We start from the raw sequence: 19,762 nt of genomic DNA, 5'->3' as shown, positions 1-19,762 counted from the left end.
AGTGATATCATGAGTTTCAGGCCGCTAGGTTGGCAAGGCGTAGAACGAGTGTCTCAATTCTGGCGCTTTTGACGGTGATGATTTGACGGATTTTGTTGAGGAGTACATTGGCGCTGTGGTCGTCAAGGTCGGAGCAATCAAGCTCGATCCACTGGAAGCCATCTTCGGTACGCCGTGCAGAAAGCGTGTCGCAGATAAGGCCGCGGATGGTGAAAAGTTCCAACACGCGCGACAGGGTGTTGGCATCACGTTCCGCCATAACGGAAAAACGGGTTCGGGTATTTCCTCTCAAAACCATGATCTGGTCTCCATGTGTGAAGGGCGTTGCTGACAGCCCGGTTGCAGTCTGGAGAAGTTAGACTGCCCGCGCCGGGAAAGGGTTCCTAAGATCGCGGCAATACAGTATCATATGAGAATATTTCTCATAATAAGTTGGTAAAATGGAAAAATGGCCGAAAAATTAGATGATCTTGATGCGCGTATCCTGAATTTGATGCAGGAAGATGCACGAATCCCCCTGGTGGATCTCGCGGAAAAGGTGGCGTCAAGCCGGTCCGCTGTTTGGCGCCGCATCCAGAAACTCGAAGAAGCCGGGGTCATCAAAAAGCACACCATTCTGCTTGATGCCGAAAAGGCCGGGCTTGGTGTACTGGTGTTTGCGCAGGTAAAAATGCAGGCGCACAGCCGCGACAACCTGCCAAACTTCATCGAGAAAGTGCGCAACTTCCCTGAAGTAATTGAATGCCACACCCTGATGGGCGATGTTGATTTCATTCTGAAGGTTCGTGTCGCCAACATTCAGGCCTATGAAGAATTTTTCTGGAACCAATTGTCCCAAATTGACGGGGTGCGCGAGATCAATTCGTCGATTGCGCTTACGGCAGTGAAGGACACTACCCGCGTGAATGTTATCTCCACCGCTTAATAGTCCGGGGCAGCAGCCTTGAGGACATTGCTGGAGCGTGAACTTCATCTTGTCGGCCAGAGGCCGATGCAGTATAGCCAAGGCATGGACGGTGCTGTTCGGCCTCGCGGTCGAAAGCTAAGAGGGAACACGGTGCGGCAATGGCCAAAACCGTGGCTGTGCCCGCAACTGTAATTGGGGACACCCGCCTGCATATCCACTGGACCCTGCTTTTGCAGGGGTTGGGAAGGGGCAGGCAGTGGTGGTTGATCCAGAAGCCAGGAAACCTGCCGCCTAGTCGCCTATCTGCCGGTCGGGACAACTGTGCGGGGACGGATCTCCCGTGTTGGCGACAATCCCGGTGACTGGGCCGGAGATTGTGTCGCATGCGTGCCAATCTGACGCCCTTCACCTCCCGAAGGCATCGTGATGATGCCGTGATGAGGAAGGATTGGCGGTGCCGAAGTTGCGAAGGTTATGGTTGTTTCTGGTTCTGGTGGCCTGTGCGGGCCCGCTGCGCGTGGGCGCAGACGGCGCCAATGGTAACCCCAGCGTCATGTCGCTTGATTTCTGTGCTGACCAATATGTGCTGGCCTTTGCCGCGCGGGATAATATTCTCGCGGTGTCGGATGAAGCGGCTGGAGTCAATTCATTCTTCGCAAACCGTGCTGCGGGATTGCCCGTCAGCGGTGGGGCACTTGAGAATGTGCTCATGATGAAGCCTGACCTTGTGGTGCGTACCTGGCGGGGCAGCATGGTGGGGGATGCAATGGCCAGACGCCTTGGCATCCGCACATTCCAGCCGCCCTATGCCATGACACCGGAAGACAACCTGCGCAACCTTGTGCTGGCGGCAGAGGCCTTCGGCGCAACGGCGGGCGCTTCGGAAATGGTGGCGGCGTACCACGCCCGTTGGGAACGGCTCAAAAAACAGCCTAAAAGCCCACTCAAGGCGGTCTATATGACACCCAGCGGGTTTACTGCCGGGCTTGGGACCTTTGTTGATGACATTATCAAGCTGGCGGGCTTTGATACTGTGGCTACAGACGCGGATATGCGCGGCTGGGTGCCTTTGCCGCTCGAGAAAATGGTGATGGATCCGCCGGATGTTGTCATTGGCAGTTTTTTTAACGAGGGCACAGTACATATTTCACACTGGAGTGGCGGCCGCCACGGCGCTTACCGTGATATTATCAAGGAGCTACCAGTCATCATGGTCCCCAGTCGGCACCTCTCATGCAGTGGCGCCTTTTTTGTCGATGCGGCGGAATACATCCGCGCGGAGGCGTCAAGACTTGGCCTTTTCGGCACGAAGACAGGTGTGCAGGAGGGTGTGCAATGACCGTGCGGTTTTACCGACACCCCTGGGCACTCAATATCGGCTTGCTGGGTTTGATAGTGATTGCCGCGCTTCTGTCAGCCAAATTTGGTCAGGTTGACCTTAGCACAGCACAGGTCATCAGTGGTATGTTTGGCGCGGGCGATACGGCAGAAAGCATCATCGTGCGTGAGTTGCGCCTGCCACGCATCATCCTTGCCATCATGGCAGGGGCATCGCTTGGTTACACTGGTGCTGCGCTTCAGGGCCTGCTTCGCAACCCGCTGGCGGACCCGGGTGTGATTGGTGTTTCAGCCACCGCGAGCCTTGGCGCGGTGATTGCGATATACATGGGGCTGACGGCAATCGCGCCGCTGGCACTGCCAATTACCGCCATGCTTGGGGCCTTGGTCGCAACGATTATCCTGATGGTGCTGGCGTCGCGGGATGCCAGCGTGCTGACCCTTATTCTGGCGGGCATCGGTATTTCAAGCCTTGCGACGGCGGCCATGTCATTGGTGATGAACTTCACGCCAAACGCCATCACGGTGCAGGAAATGGTGATGTGGATGCTGGGCTCGCTCGAGAACCGCACCTTTGATGACCTGATGCTGGCCGGACCTTTTATTGTTATCGGCTGGGTGCTGATGATCGGCGTGGGGCAGGGGCTTAATGCGCTTAGCCTTGGCGAGGAAGCAGCAAGCACCCTGGGTGTGGACCTCAAGGGTTTGCGCTGGCGGGTGATTTTGGGCACCGCGTTTTCCGTAGGGGCAACGGTTTCCATTTGCGGTGCGGTAGGCTTTGTCGGGCTTGTCGTGCCGCATATCGTGCGCGCCTTCGTCGGGTTTGAGCCGCGCCGTATCCTGTTGCCAAGCGCGCTGTGTGGTGCCGCCGTCATGGTGTTCGCCGACATTCTCACTCGCTTGCCCATTGGCCACGGTCAGCTCCGGCTTGGCGTGGTGATGGCGATGATCGGCGCGCCAGTCTTCCTTTATATCGTCTTTAAAACGCGGGAGAGCATGCGATGAGCGGTACTGAAAAGCGCTTGGCCGCCAGCAACCTGTGCGTTTCACTGGGCGGCAAGGATGTCCTGCACAATCTTTCGTTTGACGTGAACGCAGGGGAAGTGGTTGGCCTTATCGGGCCGAACGGGGCAGGCAAAAGCACCGCGCTCAAGGCTATCCTTGATATCGTGGAAACCGGGCAAGCAGCCATCAATGTCGACGGCAGCGACACACGTTCCCTCGCGCCGAAGGAGCGGGCGAAAAAGCTGGCCTATGTGCCGCAAGGCGCGCCGGTGCATTGGCCGTTGACCGCGGAACGTGTGGTTGGGCTCGGCCGCACACCGCACCTGAACCCATGGCAGCAACTGGGCGCACATGACCGCGCGACCGTTAAAAACGTGATGCAGACAACCGATTGCTGGTCCATGCGCGACAGGATTGTCACCACCCTGTCAGGCGGGGAACGGTCGCGCGTACTGCTGGCTCGGGCCTTGGCTGTCGGCGCGCCCTACCTGCTGGCTGATGAGCCAACAGCCTCGCTTGACCCTTTGCACCAGTTGCAGGTGATGGAGATTATGCGAGCGGTGGCGACATCAGGTGTTGGCGTGTTGATCGTAATGCACGACCTTAGTTTTGCGCTTCGCTATTGTGATCGGCTTGTGCTGTTGACCGACGGCAAGGTGCTGGCAAGCGGCACACCTGCTGACGTGCTGACTGACGAAAACCTTGAGGCAGCGTTTGGTGTGGCGGTTTCCCGCTGGGGCGAGGGCGGTGAGCAGTTTCTGGCCCCCCACAGGGTAAAGGTGCGACCGTGACGGCGCGGGCACTAATGCTGCAGGGCACTGGGTCAGATGTCGGCAAGTCTGTGCTGGTGGCCGGGCTTGCGCGCGCCTTTGTCAACCGGGGGCTTCGGGTATTGCCGTTCAAGCCGCAAAATATGTCCAATAACGCGGCCGTCGCGGAAGACGGCGGCGAGATTGGCCGTGCCCAATGGCTACAGGCCCGTGCAGGGCGTGTGCAACCCAGTGTGCATATGAACCCGGTGTTATTAAAACCCGAAAGTGATACCGGCGCACAGATCATTGTGCACGGCCAGCCTTACGGCCGGGCGGAAGCACGGGTTTATCAGGAACACAAGGCCGAACTGCTTGGCAAGGTGATGCACAGTTTTGACCGGCTGAAGGCGGACGCGGACCTTGTGCTGGTTGAAGGAGCAGGCAGCCCGGCTGAAGTGAACCTGCGGGCAACTGATATCGCCAATATGGGATTTGCGCTGCCGACGAGGACGCCCGTGGCGCTGGTGGGTGACATCAACCGTGGCGGTGTTATCGCCGCCGTTGCGGGCACATACCATTTGCTGCCGAGTGAAGAGCGAGCCCTGATCAAAGGCGTGATCATCAATCAGTTTCGCGGTGACGTGCGGTTGTTTGACGGTGGGGTCGATGCCATCAGGTCCGAAACGGGCTGGCCACTATTTGGTGTGGTGCCGTTTTTGCGCGAAGTCCGCACCCTGCCGGCAGAAGATGCTGTGGTGCTGGAGCGCGAGACAAAAGCTAGCACCGGCAAGCTGCGGGTCGTGATGCCGCTGTTGCCGCGCATTGCGAACTTCGACGACCTCGATCCGCTGGCCGCGGAAGCGAATGTTGACCTCGTGGTGGTGCCGCCGGGCAAAACACTGCCGCGGGATGCGGACCTCATTGTCTTGCCCGGCAGCAAGGCAACGGTGGCGGACTTGCGGTTTTTGAAGGCTGAGGGCTGGCACCATGATATCCATGCCCATGTGCGCGCCGGGGGCTACGTGCTGGGCCTGTGTGGCGGCTACCAGATGCTGGGCAGGGCGGTTAGCGATCCGCAAGCAACCGAAGGCAAGGGCGGTACAGAGGAGGGATTGGGCCTCCTCAATGTGGAAACAACGTTATGGCCACGCAAGGCGGTGCAGTCGGTTCAGGCCGAGGCGCTGGGCTGCCGGCTTGAGGGCTATGAAATCCACACTGGGCGCACGGTGGGGGCTGCCAAACCTTTCATGACGGTGGGCGACGAGGTTGTTGGTGTGCAGTCGCATGGTGGCCGTGTGATGGGCACATATGTGCATGGCTTGTTCAGCCGAGGTGAGTTCCGAAAGGCGTTTCTGGCGCGGCTGGGGACGGCAGCAAGCAGCGCAGATTTTGACAGTAAAGTTGATGAAGCGCTTGACGCGCTGGCCAACGCGCTGGAAAAGCACCTTGATCTTGACGCCCTATATGCGGCAAGCATGTAGTATAGCAGCAACCGGGGCAGGCCGATGGAAAACCTTCTGACGATTTTTGATGCCGTGGGCATCTTTGTCTTCGCAATTTCAGGTGCGCTTGCCGCAGTGAGAAGCGGGATGGATTTGTTCGGTATTATGGCCCTGTCGCTGGTGCCCGCTATTGGTGGCGGTACCCTGCGCGACCTTGTACTGGACCAGCCGGTCTTCTGGATTGAAGGCACACAGACAATCTATATTGCACTTGCCGCAGCGAGCCTGACCTTCTTTTTTTCGCGCCATATCGCAGGCCGCAGGCTTACATGGCTGACATGGGCCGATGCGGTCGGCCTCGCGCTGTTTTGCGTGGTCGGTGCCGAGAAAGCGCTTGACGTGACCGGCAGCATATTGATCGCCACGATGATGGGCGTTGTTACCGGCGCTGCCGGCGGCATCATCCGCGATATCATCTGTAACGAAATCCCGCTGGTGATGAAAAAGGGCGAGATTTATGCAACCGCAGCGTTTCTGGGCGCAGGATCGTTTTGCCTGTTAACCTATTTCGGCATTTCCGGCCCGGTTGCGCTTTGGCTTGCCATGGGCGCCGCATTTCTCGCGCGCGCCGGCGGTATCCTCAAAGGCTGGACCTTACCGGAAGCACTTCACTAGCCGAAAATGCAATTGTCTGTTTTCACCGGCGGTTGAAAACGGCATAATACGCCTCTGGGGGCATAGAAGGATGATGCACTAATGGACTTTTTCTCTGAAGACGCTCCGTCAATGGACGTTATAGTTGCCTATGGTATTGATATCGGCCTGACCCTGCTGGGTGCGTTTATTGTACTGCTGATCGGTTTATGGCTGGCCGGCTTTGTTGAGCGCCGGCTGGACAGCTTGTTCACGCGCAGTGAAAAAATCGACGCAACTGTCGGTAACTTCCTTGCAAGCGCTGGTAAATATGCCGTTCTGGTCTTCACGGGCATAACCCTTCTGGGCCAGTTCGGCGTTGAGACGACAAGCCTTATCGCTGTACTTGGTGCCGCTGGCTTGGCTATTGGCCTCGCGCTTCAGGGCACCTTGTCGAATTTGGCGGCTGGCGTGATGCTGCTGATTTTCCGTCCGTTCCGGGTCGGGCAATTTGTTGAGGTTGGCGGTCAATCCGGTACGGTGAAGGGAATCTCCCTGTTCATGACCAAAATGGACACCGCTGACAATGTGCGCATTACCATTCCCAACAGTTCTGTGTGGGGCAGTGCAATTCGCAACTTCAACTATCATGATACACGCAGACTCGATCAGGTTTACGGCATCAGCTATGATGACAATATTGATAAAGCCATCGATGTGATCAAAAGCGTTATTGCCGATGATCCGCGTTGTTTTAGCGATCCTGAGCCGTTGGTGGCTGTCAAAGGTCTTGGCGATAGCTCGGTAGATATCGTGGTGCGGGTATGGTGTAACGGTGGCGACTATTGGGCGCTGAACTGGCACCTGCTGAAAACGGTCAAGGAGAAATTCGACGAGAGCGAAATCTCTATCCCTTATCCTTGCCGGACGATCTACCGCGGCGACGAATAAGGCGGGCATCTGCCGGTTTGAAAATTTGAAAGGCGGGGGCATTTGCCCCCGTTTTTTGTTTCATATGTATCTTGTTTGTTGACCCGTGCAGCGCCGCGCTGTCTTATGCAGGGCGCAACCCGCGCGCATGGCTGCTGTCGCGGGAAAAAGAAAACAAATACACTGGAGGGGTATATGCTCAAGTCACTGTTAAAATCATCTGTCGCGGCGACAGCCTTGTTGTTGGCTGCATGCGGCGACAATGCATCCGACCAAAACACGGAAACCCAGACGAGCGAGATGGCGGCTGAGGCCGCAAAGCCGGAGTTGGGGACATGGGGTGTCGATATGACAGCCCAGAAAACCGACGTGAAGCCGGGTGATAACTTCTTTGAATATATGAACGGTCAGTGGCTCGATACCTTCGAGCTGCCGGCAGACCGTACCAACTATGGCGCCTTTACGGTGCTGGCGGAACGCTCCCGCGACCGTGTGAAAACCATTATCGATGAAGTATCAACCGGCGACTATCCCGCAGGTTCGGTTGAGCAGAAAATTGGCGATTATTACGCCAGTTATATGGATGTAGATGCCGTCAATGCACGCGGGATTGAGCCGCTGCGCCCAACGCTTGATGCCATTGCGGGCATTGCGACTGTGGCCGACCTGACGAAAGCCTTTGGCCGGGAAGGGCTGGACGGCAGCGCGTCCCCGGTGACCGGTGGCCTGGGTATCGACCGCGAAAACCCTGACCGCTATATCCTCAATATTGGCCTGGGCGGCATGGGCCTGCCCGACCGTGATTATTACCTCGAAGACAACGAACGTTTCAACGCGATACGTGATGCATACAAGGCGCATATCGCTGAAATGCTGACGTTCGCGGGGGCCGAGGATGCTGCCGCCAAAGCGGACGCCATTCTGACGCTTGAAACAAAACTGGCTGAAAAACAGTGGCCACGGGCAGAACGCCGCGACCGCGATAAAAACTTCAACCCCACAACGATGGACGAGTTGAAGGCAAACTACCCCGGTTTTGACTGGGACGCTTATTTCAGCGCGGGCGGTGTTGAAGGTGTTGAGAAGTTTAACGTGTCCGGCCCGCAGCCGCTGAAGGATGCGATTGCGCTGGTCAACGAAATTCCGGTCGATGACTGGAAGGCATACCTAGCCTATCACACCATCTCAAACCATGCGGCGGTACTGTCGGCGGAAATTGATGAAGCTAACTTCAATTTCTACGGTAAAACCCTGCGCGGCCAGCCTGAGCAGCAGGACCGCTGGAAGCGCGGTGTTGCCCGCGTTGGCGCACTTGATGCGCTTGGTGAAGCCATCGGTCAGGTTTATGTGAAGCGCCACTTCCCGCCTGAGGCCAAGGAAGAGATGGTCAAGCTTGTGGCAAACCTGCGCGCGGCTCTTGGCCAGCGCATCGACAGCCTTGATTGGATGAGCGAAGAGACAAAGGCAGAGGCTCATAAAAAGCTGGCGTCCTTCAATCCGAAAATCGGCTATCCGAACAAGTGGAAAGACCTTTCTGACATTGACATCAAGGAAGGTGACCTGTTCTCCAACGCCAAAAGTGTGAGCGATTATAACTACCGCGACACCCTCGACCGCCTGACCCGCAAGACGGACAAGGACGAGTGGTTCATGACACCACAAACCGTCAACGCCTATTATAACCCGCAGTTCAACGAGATCGTTTTCCCGGCCGCTATCCTGCAGCCGCCGTTCTTTGACCTTGCGGCTGATCCAGCCGTGAACTATGGCGGTATTGGTGCGGTGATCGGCCATGAGATGGGCCACGGTTTTGATGATCAGGGCTCAAAGTCGGATGCGGATGGTATCCAGCGTAACTGGTGGACCGATGCAGACCGCGCAGCCTTCGAGGAGCGGACCACAAAGCTCGGCCACCAGTATAATGGCTATGAGGCTGTGCCGGGCCACAATGTGGACGGCACCTTTACCATGGGTGAAAATATTGGTGACCTTGGCGGCCTCGCCATGGCCTATCACGCCTACAAGCTGTCGCTTGGCGGCGAGGAAGCGCCGGTGATTGACGGCCTGACGGGCGACCAACGGTTCTTTATGGCGTGGGCGCAGGTCTGGAAGCGTAAATACCGCGAAGAAGAGCTGATCAGCCGCCTCAAGTCCGACCCGCACTCACCGGCTGAGTTCCGCGTCAACGGTATCGTGCGCAATATGGACGAATGGTATGAAGCCTTCGACGTGAAGGAAGGCGACGCCTTGTATCTGCCGCCTGAACAGCGTGTGCACATCTGGTAACAAGACCGGACTAAACGGATGAAAAGGGCGGGGTTTTCCCCGCCCTTTTTGTTCCCGTTTGCCGCACCGGGCGCACGCATTGTCGAGTGCGGCTGGCTCGCATGAGCAGTGTCTGTTTGTATACTGTCCGGATAGGCGGCAGATAGGTCGAAAAGATGAAAATACTCTCTCTGGTTATACCGTTCATGGTGTTCTTGATAGTGTCGGCTACGCAGGCAGGCGCGCAGGGGCAGATCAAACAGACACAGATCGGTGACAGCTTTCATGTGCTTGATGGCCGTGGTGGTTTTGGGTCCAACGTGGGCGTGCTTGCGCATGGGAGCGGGCTCCTGATCGTCGATTCCATGATGGCTAAATCCACGGAAGAGCTGAAAGCAGCCTTGCGCGGGGTTTCGTCAAAGGCGGTAACTCACATTATCAACACGCACGCACATAGTGACCATACTGGCGGCAACGCGGTGTTTGCAGATACGGGGGCCCTGCTGCTGGCGCCTGCATCTGGCGCCGCTATGGGCACAGCCGAGGGAGTGGCGGATGCCTCTAAGTATTCATTGATCGTTGGTGGGGTGCAGGTTGAAATTTATCCTGTTCTGTCGCATTCCGAAGATGATGTTCTGGTTTATTTTCCCGCTCAGAATGTGCTTTTCATGGGCGATACTTATACCACAAACTGGCACCCGACTTTTTATGCAGGTGGCGCCATAGGTCAGTTGGCCGCAGTTGACAAAGCACTCTCGCTTGCTGATGCGGAAACACTAGTTGTTCCCGGCCATGGCAGTGTTAGCAACCGACAAGGCTTGCTCGTTTATCGTGAGGCTTTCCAGGCTTGGGTCGCTCGTTTGGGTGGGCTGTTGGCAGAAGGTAAACACGGTAACGCGCTCTATAAAGACCGGGGCCTTCGTGAAATTGTTCAACGCTTTCTAATAGGTACAACGCATGAGCCGTTGCCTGAGGGAGCGTACCGGCGCTTTATCGAGCGTTCAATTGCAGCAGAACTCGCGCTAAACTAGGGCGCCCGACAGCCGGGGCCGCTGCGTCATGGCGAAGAGCGAGAAAAGCCTGTTGCCGCGGGAACCTTGCTTTTGCGTTATTCCTGTTCGGGAACGCAGGTGAACAGCAGGACACAGGGCAGCTTGTCTTCGAAGTAAGACTGTTTGATTTTGTCCAACTCGCCAGAAAGTCGCATCTGGATAAGCTCCGCCCGTAACTTTTCGGTCACGCCGTGGGGTACATCAAGCGAGGCGACCAGATACTGCTCGGGCGTTGTCCACAGGCCAAGTGTGTGCAGAACGCTGTTTTCACCCCCTGCTTTGGTATAAGCCCATCGCCCAGGCAGTCCGCGCTGCATCCATAGTGTTACCCGCCCAGCACCAAGCAGTCGGGCCGCGACCTCTTCATCCTCAACCAGTGTTATGGTTTCGAACCCAAGACCACGGGCGGTGAATTCTGCCGGCGATTCCATGCGCGCGGCGACGGGCAATCTGAGCAGGTCCTCAAATTTCCAGTTCACATAGGAGGCTTTGGTTGTCACCAATTGCAGGTATGAAATATTAACAGGCGCTACCCATTGATAAAGGTTTTCCCGTGCTTCTATGCGCGTCAGGGGTGCCATGAAGGCAAAGCCGCGCTGCTGGACTGCTGCCTGCTCGCGCTTCCATGGTGCAAAGACAATATCGTATGGAATACCAGCGCGCTTGAAAGCGGTTTCAGTGATTTCAACAATGAAACCTTCGCCAGTTTCAGCTTCTCCCCAAGGTGCGTTGTCTGGCTGAAACAAGCGGAAACGAAGCTCAGTTTCATCTTGCGCGAATGACGGGCGGGACGCGCACATCAGAATCAGCGCGGCAAGCGCAGCCAAGGAATATCGCCAAACGTTTGGAATACGTCGACCTCACGGTTTGTATTATACTCAGCCATGCCTCAAATGCACCGAATGTGTGGTACCTGATCGAGGCGTAGGGACCCCTTCCTCTAGGATAAATTACTACACTTTTTGCCCATATGCACGCATAACCACAGCCCAGTATATTTAACGGATATGAAGTAACCAATCCCGGAAGCTTTGCACTTTCTTCGTATGTGCGTGGGTTTCACTGTAGACAAGGTAATAGGCATTCGTGCTTTTCACCGCCTCGCCGAAGGGCGCGACCAGACGCCCGGCCGCAAGATCCCTGGCGATATACATCAGCGGCAAAACTGCAACGCCAAGGCCTGAACGCACGGCCTCGATCATCATTGTGAAATTCTCGAACTGCGCTCCGCCTCGCACTGGTCCGTCATCATGGCCCAGCCACTCGGACCAAGCATAGGGCCGGGTGGTCATCTGAAGCCTGTCATAGTTATCGATCTCAATATGGCTTTCTCCGGCAACAAGGCCGGGTGATATCACCGCGACGATCTCTTCCTCCACAATCTTGTGGCCGACCATGCCGGGCCAGTCTCCGTTACCATACTGCACGGAGACATCAGTGTTGGCGGCGGCAAAATCCTGTGGCGTAAGGCCGGTGACAATATTTAACTGAATATCCGGAAAAGCTTGTGTAAAGCCACCCAGCCGGGGGATGAGCCAATGAGAGCCGAAGGTCGGCAGCAGCCCAAGTGTCAGCACGCGGTCATCTGCGCCCCAGGTCATCAGACGGAGGGTTTCGCTTTCAATATTGGCCAGCAGCGGTGCAATAGCCGTATTATATTGAAGGGCGGCATCGGTCGGTATGAGACGTTTTCGCTCCCGCCGGAAAAGCGGTTGTCTTACATAGTCCTCAAGGTTTCCGATCTGTCGGCTTACCGCACTTTGAGTCAGATTGAGGCTTTCGGCGGCACGGGTGACCTGCCCGCTTCTCATCACAGCTTCGAAGCATTCAAGGGCGATCAGGCTGGGTAATTTGCGTTTCATAGTGGCTATTCATGACTTTTTGTAATGGTTTCAGTCCTAAATGTTACTTTATGCGACAGCTAATTGCTATATACATGCAACAAAATCATTGAAACCGAATGAGCCAAGGGAAAATTCATGTCGAAGCCTCAATTCAACTGGGAAGATCCGCTGTTTCTTGACGATCAGCTGACGGAAGAAGAACGCATGGTACGTGACAGCGCGCGGGATTATTGCCAGTCCAAACTGATGCCGCGTATTCTGGAGGCCAACAGGCATGAAAAGTTTGACCGCGAGATCATGAGCGAACTTGGCGAAATGGGTCTTCTTGGGGCGACGTTGCCGGAGGAGTTTGGTGGCGCCGAAGTCAGCCATGTGGCTTATGGCCTGATCGCGCGCGAAGTCGAGCGTGTGGACAGTGGCTACCGCTCCGCGATGTCGGTACAAAGTTCGCTTGTGATGCATCCGATCTATGCTTACGGCAGCGACGAGCAGCGCAAAAAATACTTGCCCAAATTGGCATCGGGCGAAATGGTCGGCTGCTTTGGCCTGACCGAGCCTGACCATGGTTCTGACCCGGGCGGCATGCGCACCCGCGCCGAAAAGGTAGATGGCGGCTATAAGCTGACCGGCAACAAAATGTGGATCACCAACAGCCCGATCGCTGATGTGGCCGTTGTCTGGGCCAAGCTTGACGGTAAGATCCGCGGTTTCATCGTGGATCGTGGCACTGAAGGTTTTTCAACCCCGAAAATTGAAGGCAAAATGAGCCTGCGGGCCTCTATCACTGGAGAGATCGTGCTGGACGGTGCTGTGGTGCCTGAAGAAAACCTTCTGCCGAATGCGTCCGGACTTGGCGGCCCGTTTGGTTGCCTCAACAAGGCACGCTTCGGCATCGCCTGGGGTGCGCTCGGCGCTGCGGAGTTCTGCTGGCACGCGGCACGTCAATATACATTGGACCGCCAGCAGTTTGGCCGTCCGCTGGCGCAGACCCAGCTTGTGCAGAAGAAGCTGGCCGATATGATGACCGAGATTACCCTGGGCCTGCAAACATGCCTGCGTGTGGGGCGGTTGCTTGATGAAGGACGGTCAGCGCCTGAGAATATCTCGCTTATCAAGCGCAACAGTTGTGGCAAGGCACTTGATATCGCGCGCATGGCGCGTGACATGCACGGCGGCAACGGTATTTCAGATGAGTTTCATGTTATTCGTCACATGGTCAATCTTGAGACCGTCAACACCTATGAGGGCACTTATGATATCCACACCCTCATTCTGGGGCGTGCGCAAACCGGCCTTCAGGCCTTTATGTAAGGCTGGGTGATTTATGGCAGGCCCCTTAAGTGGTATCCGCGTTCTTGATCTCAGCCGCATTCTTGCCGGGCCTTGGGCCTCGCAGTGTCTGGCAGACCTTGGTGCGGATGTAATCAAGATTGAGAACCCGAACGGCGGGGACGATACCCGCACATGGGGCCCGCCTTTCTTTGATGAAGGCGAGCAACCGCTCTCTGCCTATTTTATGTGCGCCAACCGGGGTAAACGCTCGGTGACTGTCGATATTGCAAAAGCACAGGGTCAGGCGCTTATCCGCCGGTTGGTGGCTGAAAGCGATATTGTCATTGAGAACTTCAAGGTGGGAGGTCTCAAGAAATATGGCCTTGATTATGCTAGTCTCGCGAAGGTGAACCCAGGCCTGATATACTGCTCCATAACAGGCTTTGGCCAAACGGGGCCTTACGCCAGCCGTCCGGGCTATGACCTGCTTATCCAGGCTGTTGGCGGCCTGATGAGCATCACCGGCGAAGCGGATGACCAGCCGGGAGGCGGGCCGCAACGGGCAGGCGTGGCAGTGACCGACCTTTTTACTGGCCTGTATAGCACCATCGCTATTCTGGGAGCCGTGCATCACCGTGAAAAAACCGGTGAAGGGCAGCATATAGATATGGCGCTGCTGGACACGCAGGCAGCGGTGCTGGCTAATCAGGGTTCCTATTATCTGGTGTCCGGCAAGGCACCAAAACGGCAGGGCAATTCACACCCCACCATTGTGCCATACCAAAGTTTTGCGACCAAAGACGGCCATATGATTTTGGCCGTTGGCAATGATGGCCAGTTCGCCCGTTTCTGTGAGGCCGCAGGCATGCCTGCGCTGGCGGAGGACGAACGCTTTATCACCAACCCGGCAAGGGTCGCGAACCGTGAAGTTCTGGTGCCGATTGTGGCAGGTATTGTCGCTGGTAAAACCACTGATGAGTGGGTAGCGATCCTTGAGGCTGCAAACGTGCCGGGTGGTCCGATCAATACCATCGACCGCGTGTTTGCTGATGGGCAGGTGAAGGCCCGTGGGATAGAGCTTGCACTTACGGCAACCGATGGCACATTGATGCCATCGGTAGCGAACCCTATACGCTACAGCAAAACGGACATCGAATATAAAAAGGCACCACCGTTTCTGGGCGAAGATACGGACGATGTCTTGCGTGAGGTATTGGCGCTGGATGATGAGGCCCTGGCGCAGGTGCGCGCAAGCCGGGTTTTAGGGTAATGTTTGTGAAAAAGGGCTCCGCAGAGCCCTTTTTCTTGTTGTTCTGTTTGGTGCAGACCGCCTTAAAGTGTAACGTCGAGATCTGACATTGACGCCAGCGTAACACCAGCCAGGAAGACGCTGGAGCCCTCACCTGTGTCGATCATCACGCCCGACGAGCCGTCAACCGTTGCCGTTTCACTGGCGTTGATAACGTCATCAAGGCTCTGGAAGTTTGCTGTGGCATTGGCAAGGAACAGGATATCCTCGTCTACATCGAAGTCGGTTACCTCATCGTCACCATGTGCGCCGGCGAAGAAGAAGCTGTCGGCACCCGTACCGCCACTCAGTTCATCGTCACCTGTACCGCCGTAGAGATAATCATCACCGCTGCCGGCAATCAACACGTCAGTTTCGTCACCGCCGTAAAGCGTGTCGTTACCTTCTTCGCCACGCAAATCGTCGTCACCATCGCCGCCAAAGACAAGGTCGTTACCTGCGCCTGCGAAAACCTGATCATCAGAGTCGGTCGTACCCGCATAAACTATGTCATTGCCTGAATGGGCGAAAATACGGTCGTCGTCGTCACCCCCACCGAGGATGTCTGCACCCGCCGAGCCATAAATCGAATCGCTACCAGACCCAGCCCATACAGTATTTGATGCCGTGCCTGTAACCACGGCTTCACCTTCGTCAAAGCTGCCGTTGGTATTGTCATCAAACCAGCTGTCCACAACGATGGTGTCTTCGCCGCTGCCGCCGAAGATGGTGTCCGCACCTACAGTCGCTGCAACCTCAGCCTGAACATCGTCGCCGACAATAAAGTCGTCTCCCGCGCCAGCGCCGAGAACATCATCACCTTGGCCGCCAATCACCATGTCTTCGTCGTCCTGGCTCGATGCTGCGTATACAGTGTCGTCGCCAAAGCCACCTTGAATGGTATCGTCGCCTTCACCGCCTGTCATGTAGTCGTTGCCGTCGTTACCAACGAGATAGTCTTCACCGCCGTTGCCGGAAATACGGTCGTTACCGCTCAGACCACTTAATGACTCATCGTTGTCAGTACCGTTCAGGGTGAGGTTACCATCGGTGTCTGCATCAAGATCAAAGCTGGCAGATACATCGGCCCAGGTTGCGCCTTCGATTGTCAATGTGCCACCTGCAGGCATCTCAATCGTGAGGTTGCTGCCTACCTGTGTTGACGCAGCAAGTACCGCATCCAGCGAGGTGAACCCACTTAGCCGGGCAATATCGATGGTATCGCCTTCTGACGCGTCAAAGTCGATGATTGTATCCGAGCTGTTCTGACCGATGATGAAGGCATCCGCACCGCCACCACCAGACAGTTCGTTGCTACCGCTTCCGCCAACAAGAATATCGTTACCGGAGCCCGCATTTAGTGTGTCATCACCCGTGCCACCATGAAGCTCGTCATTGCCGGATGTTGCGACAATCGTGTCTGCACCGCCATAGCCATAGATCTGATCGTCGGCATTTGTGCCGACAAGAGCGTTATTGGTGAATGTGCCGTCTATCTTACTCATGTAATTTCTCCCAAACATTTTGGTGAAAGGTTCACCGGAACCAGTAATTGGTCCTCGCTGTATTGTGGATACGGCATGTATCATGAGGTTTCTGTTGGTAAGACCCGCCGCAGCATCAATTGCCCGTCAAAGTCGTGACGACTTGCGGGTGAAAGCTGGGCAGGTTTGCAGCGCATGACAACACCAAAGCCGCCACGTATGGGGAAATAACAAGCCGCTGCCGGGCTATGGGCTTTTATGAGATATTTAGATTCAGCGTTATGCGTATGACATGCGTGCCGAAGTGACACGGCAAACGCCCTGACATGACATCAGGTCCAGTCGCCTTCGGTCGGGATCTCCAGCACTACACCGCAGTGTTTGCAGTGCACTGCATCTGGATCGTGCCGGTTGAGGCCACAGCTTTCGCACGGGAATTCCACTTTCGTCGGACGAAAGATGGTCTGCACAAGCCGCAGGAAAAGGGCAACACCAAAGATCATGATAATGACAGCCACCATGCGGCCCAGCGTATCGTCCATGGTGATATCGCCGAAACCTGTCGTGGTCAGGGTTGCTACAGTGAAGTACAGCGCATCAAGATAGTTGCTTATGTTCTCATTCCGGCCGGATTCGAGAACAAAGACCACTGCCGTTACAACAAAGATGAAGATCAGCAGATTTACCGATGATTGGATAATCTGCTCATTGGCCTTGAACCAGGAAAACTCGCGCCGCATCGCCGCGAGCATGTGATAGGACCGTAATAACCGTAACATGCGGACAACCCGCAGAAATGCTAGGTTATCAAGGAAAATGGGTGCGATCAGCGACAAAATAACGATGATGTCGGCAAAGGTGTCGAATTTGAAGACGAATCGAAGTTTTGACTTTGTGATGAGAAGCCGTGCCTGAAATTCAATAAGAAGAACAAGCGCGATTACGAGATCAGCGACCCTGACCCAGGAGCCAGTCTCGACCATCGAAGAAACGATGAAAAATGCGATCGTGAGCAGATCGAAGCCCAGAAGGAACAGCCGATAGTGATGCGCATTACTGCTGTCTCCGAAGTAGAGAGACCTGATCTTGTCTTTCACGCTGTATTCTCCTTGACTGCAACGAGCCTGTTATCATGCCACTTTGTTAGCGATAAGTTAACGCCTGAGGTCGTATACTAAGATAGTACGATTCTGGGTGAGTCTCATGTTGGCCTGTTTTGAGCCGTTTATAACATATTGGCAAGCACTGCGTTCTGATGCCCTTGTGCCGACCCGTGCGGATTTCAATCCTGTGCGGGTAAAAGAGTTTATGGGCCGCATCGTGATTGTTGAGCGGCTCAGCAGGGATCATTTTTACGCGCGGCTTGTCGGTACCGAGATCGTGGAACGGGTGGGCCGTGAACAAACTGGCGCAGATTTCCTGACCCTGTTGGAAACTCCGGAAGGCCGCGAAGAGCAACTCGCGTTCTATAACGCGGTGCTTGATAAACCGTGCGGCGCGTATGGGAAACGCAACGTGATTACCAGCAAGGGGACCTATCACGCCAAGTTTCTTTTGCTCCCGATCAGCCATCAGGCCAGCCACGCCGGCGAATTTTTCGCAGTATTTGACTTCAACCAGTCGCTGGCTCAGTTGTCCGGAGTGAAGTTTGAACGCTTTGGAGCGCTTGTTCGACAGGTTATGCTGGATATTGGCGCAGGTGTGCCGGAAGCATATGCGCATTTTCCCCATGAGCCGTTATCACGGTGAATTCTCAGGACTGGACGCCGCGTAAACTCCCATTATGATGGGCGCACTCGTCTATGCAGTGGCAAGACAATTGGAAAATTAAGGGAGCTATGCATGCAAATGCTGCGTAAAGCCATTATTCTCGTGGCGGCCTTATTCGCTTTCACGCCAGTCGTGGTGGCTGAGAACAAAGATCCTATCATTGTATATGATACCCAGTTTCACCCCACTTTGGCCAAAAATGGCATGGTGGTCAGTCAGGAATATTATGCCAGTGAGGCCGGGCTTGAAATTCTGCGCGCGGGCGGTAATGCGGTAGATGCAGCGGTTGCGACCGGCTTCGCGCTGGCGGTAACACATCCGCAGGCGGGCAATCTTGGTGGTGGCGGCTTCATGATGGTTTACCTGAAGGCGGAAGACCGTGTGATTGCACTTGATTACCGCGAGATGGCGCCGTCGCGCGCGCACCGCGACATGTTCCTGGACGATGCAGGCAATGTGGACAACAACCGCTCACGCTTCAGTCTTAAGGCCAGTGGCGTTCCCGGTACCGTGATGGGCCTGACGACGGCGCTAGAGAAATATGGCTCGCTGCCGCTTAAAGCCGTGATGACCCCGGCCATTCGTCTGGCAGGTGAGGGGTTCCCTATGACATGGTCGCTTTATGATAGCCTGGGTCGCTATGAAGATCGCCTGAAGGCGGACCCGGTGAGTGGTGCGAATTATTTTAAAGCGGATGGAAGCCGATATGAACCGGGAGAGGTTTTTAGGCAGCCCGACCTCGCGCATACGCTGTCCCTGATCGCAGAAAAAGGCGCAGCTGGCTTTTATGAAGGCCCTGTGGCGGATAAACTGGTTGCCGCAATGACGGCAGGCGGCGGTATCATCGATCACGAAGACCTTAAAAGTTACAAAGCCGTTGAGCGTGAGGCCATTTCAGGCACATTCCGTGGTTATAAGGTGGTGACCATGCCCCCGCCGTCGTCAGGTGGTGTTCATGTGGTTGAGATGCTGAATGTGCTTGAAGGCTGGGACATGAAGTCTCTTGGTCACAATAGCGCGGCTTATATTCACCGCCTGACCGAGACGATGAAATACGCCTATGCGGACCGGTCGAAGTATCTGGGCGATCCTGATTTTTACCCCGTGCCTGTCAAGGCGCTGACCAGTAAGGATTATGCGGCGACCATCCGCGCGAAAATAAAACTGGACCGGGCGACACCGTCCACCGACATCGGCCCCGCACCGGACCTTGACCGCGAAAGCCATGACACGACCCATTTCTCCGTGGCGGACAATCAGGGCAATATGGTTGCCAGCACTTATACGCTGAATTTCACCTATGGTAACGGTAAGTCGGTCAAAGGGGCGGGCTTCCTTTTGAATAACGAAATGGATGATTTCTCGGCCAAGGTCGGTGTGCCCAATGCCTTTGGTTTGCTTGGCGGTGAGGCAAATGCCATTGAGCCGGGCAAACGTCCGCTCAGCTCGATGACGCCGACTTTGTTGTTCAAGAACGGCGAACCCTATATGGCGACCGGTAGCCCGGGTGGTTCAACCATTATCACGGTGGTATTGCAGGCGGTACTGAACGTTATGGAATTTGATATGAATGTGCAGGCCGCCATCACGGTGCCGCGAATTCACCATCAGTGGTTCCCTGACCGCCTGTTTATGGAACCGGGGCACTCGGTAGACACCCGCCGCATTCTGGGCGAGATGGGCCATAATGTGAAGGTAGGCGAAACAGAGGCATGGGACAGGGTGCTGGGCTCTGCACAATCGCTTGTTCGCGGTGAGAATGGTTTGCTCATGGGCGCGG

General features: G+C 55.7%; 18 protein-coding genes and 1 riboswitch. Of the genes, 13 read left to right on the top strand and 5 right to left on the bottom strand.

Annotated elements, in window-relative coordinates:
• Positions 1-16 precede the first annotated feature (16 nt).
• Positions 17-298 (bottom strand): hypothetical protein, encoded by a 282-nt coding sequence (locus ACN0VM_RS06395; protein WP_417450027.1) that lies wholly within the window; start codon positions 296-298, stop codon positions 17-19.
• 150 nt (positions 299-448) lie between these two features.
• Here ACN0VM_RS06395 and ACN0VM_RS06390 point away from each other — a divergent pair, with 150 nt between their 5' ends.
• The 9 genes from ACN0VM_RS06390 (at position 449) to ACN0VM_RS06350 (ending at position 10,303) form a co-directional block, all read left to right on the top strand.
• Entirely contained in the window at positions 449-925 is a 477-nt protein-coding gene (locus ACN0VM_RS06390) for an Lrp/AsnC family transcriptional regulator (RefSeq protein ID WP_417450026.1), read from the top strand.
• Between the two features lie 72 nt (positions 926-997).
• A riboswitch (cobalamin riboswitch) is annotated at positions 998-1,214 on the top strand.
• Positions 1,215-1,361: 147 nt separating this feature from the next.
• Positions 1,362-2,246: an ABC transporter substrate-binding protein gene (locus ACN0VM_RS06385; protein WP_417450025.1), complete on the top strand. Its 885-nt coding sequence runs from the start codon at positions 1,362-1,364 to the stop codon at positions 2,244-2,246.
• A complete protein-coding gene (locus ACN0VM_RS06380) occupies positions 2,243-3,250 on the top strand; it encodes a FecCD family ABC transporter permease (protein ID WP_417450024.1) in 1,008 nt (335 codons plus the stop codon). Before ACN0VM_RS06385 ends, ACN0VM_RS06380 begins: the two co-directional genes overlap by 4 nt.
• Complete coding sequence (locus tag ACN0VM_RS06375) at positions 3,247-4,041, top strand: ABC transporter ATP-binding protein (RefSeq protein WP_417450023.1); 795 nt, start codon at positions 3,247-3,249, stop codon at positions 4,039-4,041. Before ACN0VM_RS06380 ends, ACN0VM_RS06375 begins: the two co-directional genes overlap by 4 nt.
• A gap of 14 nt (positions 4,042-4,055) precedes the next feature.
• Entirely contained in the window at positions 4,056-5,483 is a 1,428-nt protein-coding gene (locus ACN0VM_RS06370; RefSeq protein ID WP_417450074.1) for a cobyric acid synthase, read from the top strand.
• Positions 5,484-5,507: 24 nt separating this feature from the next.
• Positions 5,508-6,119: a trimeric intracellular cation channel family protein gene (locus ACN0VM_RS06365; RefSeq protein WP_417450022.1), complete on the top strand. Its 612-nt coding sequence runs from the start codon at positions 5,508-5,510 to the stop codon at positions 6,117-6,119.
• A gap of 81 nt (positions 6,120-6,200) precedes the next feature.
• Entirely contained in the window at positions 6,201-7,028 is an 828-nt protein-coding gene (locus tag ACN0VM_RS06360; RefSeq protein WP_417450021.1) for a mechanosensitive ion channel family protein, read from the top strand.
• Between the two features lie 174 nt (positions 7,029-7,202).
• The gene (locus ACN0VM_RS06355; RefSeq protein ID WP_417450020.1) at positions 7,203-9,293 is read left to right on the top strand and encodes a M13 family metallopeptidase; all 2,091 of its coding nucleotides are present in this window, start codon (positions 7,203-7,205) and stop codon (positions 9,291-9,293) included.
• A gap of 155 nt (positions 9,294-9,448) precedes the next feature.
• Complete coding sequence (locus ACN0VM_RS06350) at positions 9,449-10,303, top strand: MBL fold metallo-hydrolase (RefSeq protein WP_417450019.1); 855 nt, start codon at positions 9,449-9,451, stop codon at positions 10,301-10,303.
• A 77-nt stretch (positions 10,304-10,380) separates the two neighbouring features.
• Here ACN0VM_RS06350 and ACN0VM_RS06345 read toward each other — a convergent pair whose 3' ends face one another.
• Positions 10,381-11,151, bottom strand: coding sequence for a substrate-binding periplasmic protein (locus ACN0VM_RS06345; protein ID WP_417450018.1), 771 nt, complete (start codon positions 11,149-11,151; stop codon positions 10,381-10,383).
• Positions 11,152-11,322: 171 nt separating this feature from the next.
• Positions 11,323-12,186 (bottom strand): LysR substrate-binding domain-containing protein, encoded by an 864-nt coding sequence (locus tag ACN0VM_RS06340; protein ID WP_417450017.1) that lies wholly within the window; start codon positions 12,184-12,186, stop codon positions 11,323-11,325.
• Between the two features lie 117 nt (positions 12,187-12,303).
• On the opposite strand from ACN0VM_RS06340, the gene ACN0VM_RS06335 reads away from it, so the two are divergent.
• Positions 12,304-13,479 carry an acyl-CoA dehydrogenase gene (locus ACN0VM_RS06335; protein WP_417450016.1) on the top strand — a complete coding sequence of 392 codons (1,176 nt, stop codon included), beginning with the start codon at positions 12,304-12,306 and terminating at the stop codon, positions 13,477-13,479.
• A 13-nt stretch (positions 13,480-13,492) separates the two neighbouring features.
• Positions 13,493-14,710 carry a CaiB/BaiF CoA transferase family protein gene (locus ACN0VM_RS06330; protein WP_417450015.1) on the top strand — a complete coding sequence of 406 codons (1,218 nt, stop codon included), beginning with the start codon at positions 13,493-13,495 and terminating at the stop codon, positions 14,708-14,710.
• 62 nt (positions 14,711-14,772) lie between these two features.
• Here the strand turns inward: ACN0VM_RS06330 and ACN0VM_RS06325 are convergent, their stop codons facing one another.
• Positions 14,773-16,233: a calcium-binding protein gene (locus ACN0VM_RS06325; protein ID WP_417450014.1), complete on the bottom strand. Its 1,461-nt coding sequence runs from the start codon at positions 16,231-16,233 to the stop codon at positions 14,773-14,775.
• Positions 16,234-16,544: 311 nt separating this feature from the next.
• Positions 16,545-17,309, bottom strand: a complete 765-nt coding sequence (locus tag ACN0VM_RS06320; RefSeq protein ID WP_417450013.1) for a potassium channel family protein — start codon at positions 17,307-17,309, stop codon at positions 16,545-16,547.
• A gap of 106 nt (positions 17,310-17,415) precedes the next feature.
• Here ACN0VM_RS06320 and ACN0VM_RS06315 point away from each other — a divergent pair, with 106 nt between their 5' ends.
• Complete coding sequence (locus tag ACN0VM_RS06315) at positions 17,416-17,961, top strand: PAS domain-containing protein (protein ID WP_417450012.1); 546 nt, start codon at positions 17,416-17,418, stop codon at positions 17,959-17,961.
• A 93-nt stretch (positions 17,962-18,054) separates the two neighbouring features.
• Positions 18,055-19,762 (top strand): gamma-glutamyltransferase (ggt, locus tag ACN0VM_RS06310; protein WP_417450011.1); only part of this gene is annotated, 1,708 nt, incomplete at its 3' end.

Source organism: Kordiimonas sp. (genome assembly GCF_048260245.1).
Classification (GTDB): Bacteria; Pseudomonadota; Alphaproteobacteria; order Sphingomonadales; family Kordiimonadaceae; genus Kordiimonas.
This window is presented reverse-complemented; position numbering and strand designations above follow the sequence as displayed.